This is a genomic window from Vreelandella sp. 2A-K22 (genome assembly GCF_054065485.1).
The window spans coordinates 180534-192297 of the sequence record NZ_JBSUGC010000002.1 but is presented as its reverse complement, the minus strand read 5'-3'; the positions used below and the strand labels follow the sequence as shown (position 1 = coordinate 192297).

Genomic DNA, 11764 nt, shown 5'->3' with positions numbered 1-11764 from the left:
ACGAGGAGCACCGGCCAACGGCGGTTTACTCGCCGCTGTCTTCACCGCTTTCTGGTTCAGCGCTGCGCAAATAGCGGAAGAAGTCGCTACTCGGCTCCAGCACCATCAGATTGCCATCGTCGGCAAAGCTTTCGCTATAGGCATTAAGGCTACGCCAGAAAGAGTAGAACTCCTGATCCTGACCATACGCTTCAGAGAAAATCGCAGCGGCTTGGGCATCACCTTCACCGCGCAGCGTCTCGGAGCGCTCATTGGCCTGGGCAAGCAGTACTTGGCGACGACGATCCGCATTGGCGCGAATACGCTCAGCCTCTTCCTGACCCTGAGCACGCCATTCACGAGCTTCACGCTCACGCTCGGAGCGCATCCGCTCAAAAACAGCGGCTGATACGTCTTCGGGCAAATCGATGCGCTTGATACGAATATCGCGAATTGCCACCCCGAGCTCTTCACGCATCAGCTCGTCGAGTTCTGCGGTGGGGCCCGTCATCAGGTCATCACGACGCTCGGCGATAATTTCCTGAAGATTCAAGCGACCAAATTCATTACGCAGGCTCTCATCCACCCGCGGCTGAATCAGGCGAATGGCCATCAACTCATCGCCGGCAGTCGCCTCGTAGTAGCGAGTAGGATTAACCACCTGCCACTTAACATAGGAGTCAACGATAACCGCTTTCTGCTCAAGGGTCAGATAGCGGCTGGTATCGGTGTCCAGCGTCAACAAGCGCGTATCAAACTTACGAATCGTTTGCGCGATCGGCACTTTGGCATGCAAGCCAGGCTGAATATTCTCTTCAATGACTTCACCAAAGCGCAGTTTAACGGCACGCTCGGTTTCGTCTACCACGTACAGAGTGTTGCTTGCCAGCCACGCCACGGCAGCCAGACCACCAACAATCAGCAGGGATCGATTATTAATCATTTACCGGCCCTCCCTGCGGATGGAGCTACTATTGGTATTCGATGAAGAGCTGGAACTGCCCTGGGTGTTGCGTAACCGCTCAAGCACACTCGGATCTAGCTGTTCATCGCTATTGGCGCTTCCGCTCGAAGAGTTATTTCGATTACTGCTCCCACCGCTAAGCTGATCGAGGGGCAGATACATCAGCGGCGCGTTTTCGCTTACATCCAACAGCACCTTCGGCGAATTACTAAACACTTCTTCCATTGTGTCCAGGTACATACGTTCACGCATGATATCCGGGGCATTTGTGTACTCGGAGAGTAGCGAGTTAAAGCGGTTGGCTTGACCCTGCGCTTCAGCGACTACTGACTCACGGTAACCCTGCCCCTGCTCAACAATACGCTGCGCCTGACCTTGCGCTTCCGGAATAATCGCGTTGGCGTAAGCAATACCCTGGTTGATCGTACGCTGACGATCTTCACGGGCCCGGATAACGTCATCGAAGGCGTCAATCACTGGCGCGGGCGCCGAAGTGGACTCGATGTTAATGGTTTGCAGGCGAATACCGGCACCGTAGTTGTCGAGATAGGACTGTAGACGACTAGCAACCGAGCTACCCAGAATCTCACGGCCAGAGGTTAAGATATCGATCATATCGGTACCGCCGACGACGTGACGTAGTGCCGAATCCAGCGCATTCTCAATCGAGATAGCAGGATCGCGTACGTTAAGCACAAAATCGCGTGGATTAGCTACTTGGTACTGAGCAGAAATTTCCACTTCGACAATGTTTTCGTCGCGGGTCAGCATCGACTGGGTCTGCGACAGAGAGCGCACACGGGTCACATTGACCATGCGCACATCATCAATCAGCGGCGGATTCCACTGCAGGCCTGGATCTACGATGCCCTGAAACTCACCAAACCGCAGCACAACGCCGCGCTCGGATTGATCCACGAGGTAGAAGCCCATTGCAGCCCAAATAGCCAGCGCAACAATAATCAGCAGGCCTGGCAGCGCGAAAGGGTTGCGGTTCTTATCACTACCGCCCCCCCCGGTTTTCTTGCCGCCGCCTTTTTTGCCGCCACCCAACATGCTGTTGAGCTTGTCCTGAAACTTTTTCAGCGCTTCATCCAGGTCAGGTGGACCTTGGTTGTTGCCCCCTTTATTGCCATTGTTGCCGCCGCCATTATTACTGCCACGGTTTCCATCGCCGTCGTTTCCACCGCGTCGGCCGCCACTACTCCAAGGGTCGTGCTGGTTGCCACCACCAGGCTCATTCCAGGCCATACTTCGTCTCCACTAAGGTATTCGCTAACGCTAATGGCATCACACTTAGGCGGCACCACCGCGTTTTGATATTATTGCTCTATAAACCTTGTACCATTTTTATACAAAACTGCATACATGCAGCGTACTAGGATGGGTAATTAAGTCGCTTACCACTCATTGGTTTCACGCAGCGCTTCAGGTAAATAGGTGTTGGCTCGCTCGCCCAGTTGGGCCATCAACTGATTAAAGTCACGCCGCGGCAAACGCACATCAAGCACTGAATGCCCCTGCTCATCAAAGGCTTCCTCGCGAACGGCATTGAGCTCGTGCAACCCTGCCCGCAGCTTACCCTGCTCGGGAGTCAGTGTCAGCGAAAAGCCAATGACATCATTTGCCAAGCGCTCGGTCAGCGCCTCATGGAGCAGCTCAAGCCCCTGGCCCTGCTGGGCCGAAAGCCAAACCACTTCGGGCACACCATGCCCATCACGCTCTATACGTGGGGCACTATCGAGCTTATCAATTTTATTCATGACTTTGAGTACCGGCACATCATCGGCGCCGATCTCTTTGAGCACTAGCTCCACCTGCTCCACGTTTAACTCGCGGTCAGGATCTGCGGCATCGATCACGTGTACCAACAACGACGCTTCAGAGGCTTCCTGGAGCGTCGCTTGAAACGCCTCAACCAACTTGTGCGGCAAGTGGCGAATAAAGCCCACGGTATCGGCCATCACTACCGGACCAACGTCTTCAATCTCAAGCCGCCGCAAAGTAGGGTCAAGTGTCGCAAACAGCTGGTCGGCTGCATACACCTCAGAATTGGTTAAGGCGTTAAATAGCGTTGACTTACCGGCGTTGGTGTACCCCACCAGCGATACGCTATGAATTTCCGCGCGCGCACGCGCTCGGCGATTCTGGTCGCGCTGGCTGCGCACTTTATCGAGCCGTTTGTGAATCGATTTGATCCGACCACGCAACAGACGACGGTCAGTTTCTAACTGCGTCTCGCCTGGGCCGCGCAGGCCAATCCCACCTTTTTGCCGCTCTAGGTGTGTCCAACCACGCACGAGGCGAGTCGACATATATTCAAGCTGAGCAAGCTCTACCTGCAGCTTACCTTCATGGGTTCTTGCCCGTTGCGCAAAGATATCGAGGATCAAACCAGTACGGTCGAGCACTCGGCACTTGAGCTCTTGCTCTACATTGCGCTCTTGAGAGGGACTTAAGCTATGGTTGAAGATCACCAGCTCTGCCTCATGAGCCGCGAGCAGTGCCCGCAGCTCTTCCAACTTACCTGACCCAATAAAGGTGCGCGAGTCAGGACGGTGGCGGCTAGCAGTGAGAAGAGTCGCAGGCTCTGCACCAGCAGAGCGTACGAGCTCTAAAAACTCACCCGGGTCTTCACGTTTTTGTTCATCATGAAAATCGACGTGAACAAGAACTGCCGTTTCACCGGCGTCTGGGCGTTCGAAAAACAATCAATACCTCGTGGACTCTCTTGCTTCTCCAGCGGTGTTAAATCTCCGCATCCTGCTCTGCCGGGTCTTGCGCAGGCAAGCGTACGTTGCGAGATGGAACAACCGTGGAAATAGCGTGTTTATAAACCATCTGACTAACGGTATTGCGCAGCAGGATAACAAACTGGTCAAACGATTCGATCTGGCCCTGCAGCTTAATGCCGTTGACCAAAAAGATAGAGACCGGAATGCGCTCCTTGCGCAGAATGTTCAAGTACGGGTCTTGAAGGGACTGCCCTTTGGACATGTTGCTCTCCCTAAAACTGTCGTTGGGGTTAATTATCAAATGGCGTGCCCTACTGGTGCTACGCCGCACTATTTTATTACTGCCCGAAAGGCCGAATGATGCCCGAAGAGCCTAGTGATATTCGAAAGGCTCAAACACCCAGCCAATCGAAAACACACTACCTAAATTACCAGCTTAGCGAACTATCTTACGCTAAGCACTGCTGTCACGCACGAGTTTCAACACCTGATCCAGTGCATCTGAGCGCTGTGAATCTACCCAGTTAAGTTCTGGCCAGCTTCTTAACCAGGTTAATTGTCGCTTGGCTAGCTGACGAGTTGCGATCACGCCTCGCTCAACGAGGGAGGCATAATCATACTCACCTTCCAGGTACTCCCACACTTGGCGATAACCAACACTCTTCATCGCAGGTAGGCCTAAATGTAAGTCATTACGCTTTTTGAGGGCGGCGACTTCATTTATCAAGCCCTCACCCAACATTACTTCGAAACGCTGGGCAATACGTTGATGCAGCAAGCTGCGATCACTGGGCGCCAAAGCTATCGACAACACGCGCCAGGGAAAGGTTTCCGGCTGTTGCTCCGCCCACAGCTCACTCATTGGCCGCCCACTGGCGTAGTACACCTCCAGCGCGCGCATGACGCGCTGCGGGTCATTGGGGTGAATGCGCTGGGCGGATAGCGCATCCACCTCTGCCAGGCGTTGATGTAGCGACAATAGTCCTTCGTTTTGCCACTGTGCTTCAAGCCGCTGGCGAATAGCCGGGTCGGCAGAAGGCAAGTTTGCCACCCCTTCGACCAGCCGCTTGTAGTAAAGCATAGTACCGCCGACCAGCAGAGGGACTTTGCCCGCCGCGCTGATTTGTCGCATAAGAGAAAGCGCATCTACACGAAAATCGGCCGCCGAATAGGGCTCTGCTGGATCGCGAATATCGATCAAGTGGTGAGGCGCACGGGCAAGCTCACTCGCGCTGGGCTTGGCACTGCCAATATCCATGCCGCGATATACCATGGCCGAGTCAACGCTAATCAGCTCATGCCCCAGGCGCTCGTGTAGCGCCATCGCAGCATCGGTTTTCCCAGCGGCCGTGGGGCCCATTAAAAAAATCGCCCAGGGGCGGGTATCAGCCATGCGCGGTTCCGTTAGCTAAGAAAAAGGTGATTACTGATCGCGCAGCTGTTGTTCAAGCATCTATTGGCCGCGCAAGAAGAGCCGATCAAGCGCTTTGAGCCCCATCTGCGTCCAGGTGGGACGACCGTGATTACATTGGTCGCTGCGCTCGGTGCTCTCCATGTCGCGCAGTAGCGCGTTCATCTCGTCGATAGTAAGCCGACGGTTGGCACGCACGCTGCCATGACAGGCCATAGTAGAGAGTAGTTCATGCACCCTAGCCTCGACTTGATGGGTTCGCCCATAGCGCGCCAGCTCTTCCAGCATCTGACGCACCAGCGCCTCAGGATCAGCCTGGGCAAGTAACGCCGGCAGTTGACGTACCAGCAGCGTCTCTGGCCCGGCGATATCCAGCTCAATACCCAGCTTGGCAATTGCCTCTTGCTCGCTCTCTGCCGTGGCCACTTCGGCCCGGCTAGCGGCAATGGAGACGGGCACTAGCAGCGGCTGCGCATCCAACCCTTTGGCAGCGGCCAGCTGTGTCTTCATGCGCTCATAGACGATTCGCTCATGGGCGGCATGCATATCCACCAGCACCAATCCCTCAGCGTTCTGGGCCAGAATATAAATGCCGTGCAACTGCCCTAGCGCAAACCCTAGTGGTGGTGGCGCAGTGGGGTCGTTATCAGGCATCGCCAGGGGCGCTTCACGCACCTCACTACCTCGCTCACTGGGAGGGCTCGACTGAGGCGTTAACAGCGTTTCTTCGTGATTGGGGTGTAGCGCCTGATACCCCTGCATAAAGCGGCGCACGCGCTCAGCACCGGGGTGGCGATCCGGCGAGTGGGTCAGCGCAATCCCCTGCTGCTGCCAGCGGGGTTGTTCAGCCCCCATTTCTGAAGCTTCGCCCTGTGGCGATGCGCCTGACGTATCAGCCACCTCGGCATCATGCTCCTCTGCACTCTCAGCGGGTTTAGCCGACGCCAGGGAGTGATGGAGGCTCGAATAGAGAAAGTCGTGAACCATACGACCATCACGAAAGCGCACTTCATGCTTGGTGGGGTGGACGTTGACGTCCACAACGTCTGGATCAAGCTCCAGATAGAGCACAAAGACCGGATGACGGCCGTTAAACAGCACATCACGATAGGCCTGACGCACCGCGTGGGCGACCAAACGATCACGCACCACGCGTCCATTGACAAAAAAGTACTGTTGGTCAGCCTGTGAGCGCGAGTGGGTGGGCAAGCCAACCCAGCCGCTTAGCCGTATACCGCCCGCTTCGCGCTCGATATAGCGAGCATGCTCGATAAAATTCTTGCCCAACAGCGAGGCAATACGCCGCTCCCGGGCCGCCGCAGAGTGACCGGCGGGCAACTGGTGAATGACTTTTTGGTTATGGCGCAATACCCAGGCGATGTCGTAGCGGGATAGCGCCTGACGGCGAAATGCCTCTTCTAAATGGGCAAATTCGGTCTTTTCTGTACGCAGAAACTTGCGCCGGGCGGGGGTATTAAAAAACAGATCGCGCACGCCAACGCTGGTACCACGGGGGTGTGGCGCAGGTGTCACCCGTGCTTCCATGCCCCGCCCTTCCGCAACCACCCGCCAGCCATGGCGGGGGTCGTCTTCGGCATTGGAGATCAGCTCCAGCCGCGAGACGGAGCTAATCGATGCCAGCGCTTCACCGCGAAAGCCTAGCGAACTAACGCCCTCTAAGTCTTCCAGGCTGCCAATCTTACTGGTGGCATGGCGGGCCAGGGCCAGCGGTAAATCCTCTTCGCCAATGCCAATCCCGTCATCGCGCACTTTGATCAGCCGCGCGCCCCCTTGCTCGATCTCTACTTCGATACGCTGGCTGCCAGCATCAATAGCGTTCTCTATCAACTCTTTGGTGACCGATGAGGGGCGCTCAACCACCTCCCCGGCGGCAATCTGGTTGGCCAACCGCGGGTCGAGTACCTGTATACGCGGTGCGGTAGCGGTCATATCAGTCAACACGGCACCTCATGAACGGGGAATCTGTAACACTTGGCCAACACGAATCACGTCACCATTCAGGTCATTGGCCTGCCTCAACTGATTAACCGGCACGCCATGACGCACAGCAATCGCTGACAGGGTGTCTCCCGACTGAATACGGTACTCGTTACCCGAAGGGCGATGCTGATTATCACGCTGCCAGGCAAGCAGGCTGGCCGGCGGTGGGAAGCGCTCGAAATGCTCGCGCAAACCGCTGAAGATAGCCTGAGAAAGCCCTGATTGGTGTACTGGGTCGCGTAGCCGACGCTCTTCGTCAGGGTTAGAGATAAAGCCAACCTCGATCAACAGCGAGGGGATATCGGGAGACTTCAGTACCATAAACCCAGCCTGCTCGACCCGCGACTTATGCAGCCGGTTAATGCGGCCTAACTGCTCCAATACCTGACCACCGATCGAGAGCGAGTCATTCAGCGTGGCAGTCATGGTCAAATCCAACAACACGCCGCGCAGCACCTGGTCTTTATCACGCAAGGAGAGACTGCCATCGACACCGCCGATAAGGTCGGAGCGGTTCTCACTATCCGCCAGCCACTGGGCGGTTTCCGAGGTGGCGCCGCGCTGAGAAAGCGCATAGACCGAGCTCCCTTGAGGTCTTGGGCTGGTGAAAGCATCGGCGTGTATCGAAACAAAAAAGTCGGCTTTCTGCTCACGTGCCAGTGCGGTACGCTGACGCAACCCTATATAGTAGTCACCATCCCGCACCAGCACGGCTTTAAAGCCCTCAGTACCGTTCACTTCAGCGGCTAGGCGACGGGCAATTTCCAGCACTACGTCCTTTTCCCGTGTGCCTGAAGGGCCAATCGCCCCTGGGTCTTCACCACCATGACCGGCGTCGACGGCAATAATAATATCGCGCCTTGGGTGCGGCTTGGCTTCCTGCACTTCTGTCGGCGCTGCCTCGCTAGGCGGCGCCACGCTGTCCGACAGCTGGCCTTGAGCAGATGCCCGCTGGGCCTGAATTTCCTGGTCCCGAATCATCGCCTCAATGGGGTCAATCGGATTCTCGACGGCACTCTCACCAGGATATTCGAGATCAACGACCAGTCGGTGGCCGTACTGGTCGTTAGGTGTCAGGGTAAAATGGCGTGGCTCAATTTCTCGATTGAGTTCAAGCACTACCCGCAGGCCCCCACCCTCCCGCACGCCGGTACGCACCGAGGTAATTGCACTGTCGTGCAAAGGCAGCGTACTGGGGTCGGTATCCATTTGGGTATCATCTAAATCAATCACCAACCGCGCCGGGTTCTCCAGCGAAAATACGTTCGCATTAGTCGCAGCGGAGAGATCAAACACCAGCCGGGCATGATCTGGCGCCGCCCAAAGCCGCATGCTCTCTACGCTGGACGCTTGTACATCAACCGCCGCCAGGGCAAAAAAACCGGCGGCTAATAAGCGATATACACCTGCCGCTATGCCCTTCATTTCCATTGAATCACACCGTTCTCCAACTGGTCAGAACCTTCTTTACTGACTGCACTTACCTTGCTACTTACCTTACTTCGCAATAATTCAAGCATACGCTGACCGTTATCACTACCCGCAGCTAATGAGACTAAACGCCCTTGCGCCACTACTTCCAAGGTTAGGCGCAGGTCAGGCGCTGGCAACCACCCTTCACCGCGGCTGGGCCACTCAATAATGGTGACTGCATCGTCGGCCAGCACGTCTCGACCACCAATAAACTCAAGCTCTTCTGGATCCGCTAAGCGGTATAAATCCAGATGATAAACCCGCTGATCGTTCAACTCATAAGGCTCTACCAAGGTGTAAGTGGGGCTTTTAACCGCCCCTTGATGGCCGTAAGCCCGCAGGATGCCACGCGTTAACGTGGTTTTACCGGCACCTAGCTCACCCTCTAGATAGACGAGCCCGCGTCCTTGCAATACGTGCCCGAGAGTTTCGCCAAAAGCGACCTGGGCCTCTTCGTTGTCTAATTGCACCTGCATGTGGGCTGCCTTCACGGATTAATCAATTTTCGCGCATAGGATGCCAGATCGCTGGCCAGCAGGCCACGCTCGCCTTCTTCCGCTGCCGCGCGATCGGCCGCTAACGCATGCACCATGGCACCTAGCCAGGCACTAAACTCCACCTCGCCCCGCTGAGCAACCAACGCCCCCAGCATGCCGCTGAGCACATCGCCCATGCCGCCGCTGGCCATTCCGGGGTTCCCGTAAGGGCACACCACCAAACCGCTAGGCCCAGCAATTAAACTGCCCGCGCCTTTTAAAATCACCACACCACCCCGAGCGCGTTGCAGTGCCTGGGCAGCAGCGGGCCGGTCGGATTGGATATCGGCAACGGAACAGTTCAATAGTCGCGCGGCCTCACCGGGGTGTGGAGTCAAAATCCAGTTATCACGGCGAACCTCCGGCCACTGGCGCGCCAGGAGGTTAAGCCCGTCGGCATCTACCACCAGCGGCTTATCTGCCTGCAGCGCACTCTGCAGCACCGCCTGCCCCCAGGCAGCTTGGCCAAGCCCTGGCCCGACCACCACAACGTCAGCGTTACTGGGCAGTTCAGCGGCCTCAGCGCCACCGCGTACGCCATGAGCCATCACCTCCGAGCAACGCACCAAACTGGCGGCAATATGTTCTGGGGCAGTCGCCAAGCTTACTTTACCCGCCCCTAAGCGGGCAGCAGCCTGACAGGCCAGCAGCGCGGCACCTCCGAAACCAGGGGCGCCGCCCATGATCAGCACATGGCCCATGTCGCCTTTATGGCTGGTACGCAGGCGTGGTGCAAAAGCCTCTGCCAGCAGCGAATCATCCAGCCGCCAAGCCGTGGGGGGAATATCGAAATAGGCCTGGGCTTTGACACCCAGGGGTCGAAAGTCGATCTCGCCAGTATAGGCAGGGGCATCACCTGTATGTAATCCAACCTTATCGCCAATAAAGGTCACCGTGCAGGAGGCCTTCACAGCAATACCCGGTACCGCACCGGTGTCGGCAACCAATCCAGAGGGAATATCAATCGCCAGGACTGGCTGCTTTGCAGCGTTGATCGTTTCAATAGCACGCTTGAAGCGCCCCTCTACTTCACCGGTCAACCCGGTACCCAGCAACGCATCAACAATCACTTCGCCGGTGAGCTCAATCCCAGCGTGCCACTCCTCGCAGCCCACGCCCGCGGATGTTGCTAATTCTGCGGCACGGGCCGCGTCGCCGCTGAGCTCTTCAACGGGCTTAAGGGTTATCCGCTGCACTTTGAGGCCCGACTGCATGGCTAGCGCTGCCAGCACGTGACCATCGCCACCGTTGTTGCCACTCCCACATAGCACGGTGATACTACGTGCTTGTGGCCAGCGGGAGCGGAAGCTGTGCCAGGCGCTTGAGGCGGCGCGCTGCATCAATGCAAAGCCATCGATACCCCCGGCGATCGTGCGCCGATCGAGTTCCTGAACCTGGGCGGCTTTATAGAGGGGGCGTAGCATGGAAGTATTCGGGACTGTCACGATCGCTCCTTTCACATGTTTTGATGGCTGCCAATGCGTTAGCATAGCGCGCTTAATGCCTTGCTGTTGATTGACTATGTCGAATTCCACTGCCTTTGCACGTTCTGATGGTGCAATGACTGATCAGAAACTTGCTCGCCTTGCCGACCTGATTAAAACCTGGGGGCGAGAGCTGGGTTTTCAGCAGGTGGGCATCACCGATACTGAACTGTCGGCTCATGAAGACCACCTCGACGCGTGGCTGGAAAAAGGCTACCACGGCGAAATGGGCTTTATGGCCAAGCATGGCACCAAGCGCACTCGCCCAGAGGAACTGGAACCCGGCACTCAACGCATTATCAGCGTGCGTATGGATTACCTGCCCGCCGAAGTGGAGAGCACCAAGGTGCTCGGTCAGCCCAACCGCGCCTATGTATCGCGCTACGCCCTTGGCCGTGATTATCACAAGCTAATCCGCAAACGGTTAGCCCTATTAGCAAAAAAAATTGAGCAGGAAGTCGGCAGCTTCGGTTACCGCGCTTTTGTCGACTCAGCGCCGGTGATGGAACGCGCCCTGGCTCAAAAAGCGGGGCTCGGCTGGTTTGGCAAAAACGCCATGCTGCTCAACCCCAAGGCGGGTTCGCTGTTTTTTCTTGGCGAACTCTATACTGACCTTCCATTGCCCATTGACGCACCGTTTGAGCACGAACACTGCGGTAGCTGTAACGCGTGCAAAGTGGCCTGCCCCACCGGTGCCATTGTTGACGATAAAGTGGTCGACTCGCGCAAGTGCATTTCGTATCTCACTATTGAGTTGCACGGGGCGATTCCAGTCGAGTTTCGTCGCGCCATGGGCAACCGTATTTACGGCTGCGATGACTGCCAATTGGTATGCCCTTTTACGCGTTTTACCCATATTACCCAGGAAGATGACTTTGCGCCGCGCCATGACCTGGATCGCGCATCGCTTATTAGCCTGTTTGGCTGGGGCGAAGCGGAGTTTCTGGATAAAACCGCTGGCAGCCCCATTCGGCGCATTGGCTACCAGCGCTGGCTGCGCAATATCGCCATTGGCCTGGGTAACGCGCCCTGGAGCGAGGCCGTTGAAGCCGCGCTCTGGGCGCGCAGAGCCTACCCAAGCTCGCTGGTGCGTGAACACGTCGCCTGGGCGCTTGAGGAGCAGCGTCTTAAACGCAGTGAGCGCATTGCCACTGACGCGTCTTAAACGCTACTCTTCTTAG

General features: G+C 56.7%; 10 protein-coding genes. 1 reads left to right on the top strand and 9 read right to left on the bottom strand.

Going from position 1 to position 11764, the window contains the following annotated elements:
- Nucleotides 1-25: 25 nt before the first annotated feature.
- The 9 genes from hflC to ACW17M_RS03130 form a co-directional block, all read right to left on the bottom strand.
- Nucleotides 26-922 (bottom strand): protease modulator HflC, encoded by an 897-nt coding sequence (hflC, locus tag ACW17M_RS03170; protein ID WP_009287760.1) that lies wholly within the window; start codon nt 920-922, stop codon nt 26-28.
- On the bottom strand, nt 923-2194 hold the full coding sequence (gene hflK / locus ACW17M_RS03165) for an FtsH protease activity modulator HflK (RefSeq protein WP_027959067.1): 1272 nt from the start codon (nt 2192-2194) through the stop codon (nt 923-925).
- Nucleotides 2195-2343: 149 nt separating this feature from the next.
- Complete coding sequence (hflX, locus tag ACW17M_RS03160) at nt 2344-3654, bottom strand: ribosome rescue GTPase HflX (protein WP_009287759.1); 1311 nt, start codon at nt 3652-3654, stop codon at nt 2344-2346.
- 37 nt (nt 3655-3691) lie between these two features.
- Nucleotides 3692-3940: an RNA chaperone Hfq gene (hfq, locus tag ACW17M_RS03155; RefSeq protein WP_007114649.1), complete on the bottom strand. Its 249-nt coding sequence runs from the start codon at nt 3938-3940 to the stop codon at nt 3692-3694.
- 192 nt (nt 3941-4132) lie between these two features.
- Nucleotides 4133-5071 carry a tRNA (adenosine(37)-N6)-dimethylallyltransferase MiaA gene (miaA, locus tag ACW17M_RS03150; RefSeq protein WP_027959066.1) on the bottom strand — a complete coding sequence of 313 codons (939 nt, stop codon included), beginning with the start codon at nt 5069-5071 and terminating at the stop codon, nt 4133-4135.
- A 60-nt stretch (nt 5072-5131) separates the two neighbouring features.
- Nucleotides 5132-7039, bottom strand: a complete 1908-nt coding sequence (gene mutL, locus ACW17M_RS03145) for a DNA mismatch repair endonuclease MutL (RefSeq protein WP_457546981.1) — start codon at nt 7037-7039, stop codon at nt 5132-5134.
- 18 nt (nt 7040-7057) lie between these two features.
- Nucleotides 7058-8521: an N-acetylmuramoyl-L-alanine amidase gene (locus ACW17M_RS03140; RefSeq protein ID WP_159176619.1), complete on the bottom strand. Its 1464-nt coding sequence runs from the start codon at nt 8519-8521 to the stop codon at nt 7058-7060.
- Complete coding sequence (tsaE, locus tag ACW17M_RS03135; protein WP_035539154.1) at nt 8512-9039, bottom strand: tRNA (adenosine(37)-N6)-threonylcarbamoyltransferase complex ATPase subunit type 1 TsaE; 528 nt, start codon at nt 9037-9039, stop codon at nt 8512-8514. Before tsaE ends, ACW17M_RS03140 begins: the two co-directional genes overlap by 10 nt.
- An 11-nt stretch (nt 9040-9050) precedes the next feature.
- Nucleotides 9051-10523 (bottom strand): NAD(P)H-hydrate dehydratase, encoded by a 1473-nt coding sequence (locus ACW17M_RS03130; RefSeq protein WP_457546980.1) that lies wholly within the window; start codon nt 10521-10523, stop codon nt 9051-9053.
- Between the two features lie 136 nt (nt 10524-10659).
- Here ACW17M_RS03130 and queG point away from each other — a divergent pair, with 136 nt between their 5' ends.
- Nucleotides 10660-11748: a tRNA epoxyqueuosine(34) reductase QueG gene (gene queG, locus ACW17M_RS03125; RefSeq protein WP_342584631.1), complete on the top strand. Its 1089-nt coding sequence runs from the start codon at nt 10660-10662 to the stop codon at nt 11746-11748.
- Nucleotides 11749-11764 lie beyond the last annotated feature (16 nt).

What these genes read in the sequence shown, in the direction of transcription:
- hflC (WP_009287760.1), bottom strand. Translation starts at nt 922, where the DNA reads ATGATTAATAATCGATCCCTGCTGATTGTTGGTGGTCTGGCTGCCGTG.
- hflK (WP_027959067.1), bottom strand. Translation starts at nt 2,194, where the DNA reads ATGGCCTGGAATGAGCCTGGTGGTGGCAACCAGCACGACCCTTGGAGT.
- hfq (WP_007114649.1), bottom strand. Translation starts at nt 3,940, where the DNA reads ATGTCCAAAGGGCAGTCCCTTCAAGACCCGTACTTGAACATTCTGCGC.
- miaA (WP_027959066.1), bottom strand. Translation starts at nt 5,071, where the DNA reads ATGGCTGATACCCGCCCCTGGGCGATTTTTTTAATGGGCCCCACGGCC.
- mutL (WP_457546981.1), bottom strand. Translation starts at nt 7,039, where the DNA reads ATGACCGCTACCGCACCGCGTATACAGGTACTCGACCCGCGGTTGGCC.
- ACW17M_RS03140 (WP_159176619.1), bottom strand. Translation starts at nt 8,521, where the DNA reads ATGGAAATGAAGGGCATAGCGGCAGGTGTATATCGCTTATTAGCCGCC.
- tsaE (WP_035539154.1), bottom strand. Translation starts at nt 9,039, where the DNA reads ATGCAGGTGCAATTAGACAACGAAGAGGCCCAGGTCGCTTTTGGCGAA.
- ACW17M_RS03130 (WP_457546980.1), bottom strand. Translation starts at nt 10,523, where the DNA reads ATGCTACGCCCCCTCTATAAAGCCGCCCAGGTTCAGGAACTCGATCGG.
- queG (WP_342584631.1), top strand. Translation starts at nt 10,660, where the DNA reads ATGACTGATCAGAAACTTGCTCGCCTTGCCGACCTGATTAAAACCTGG.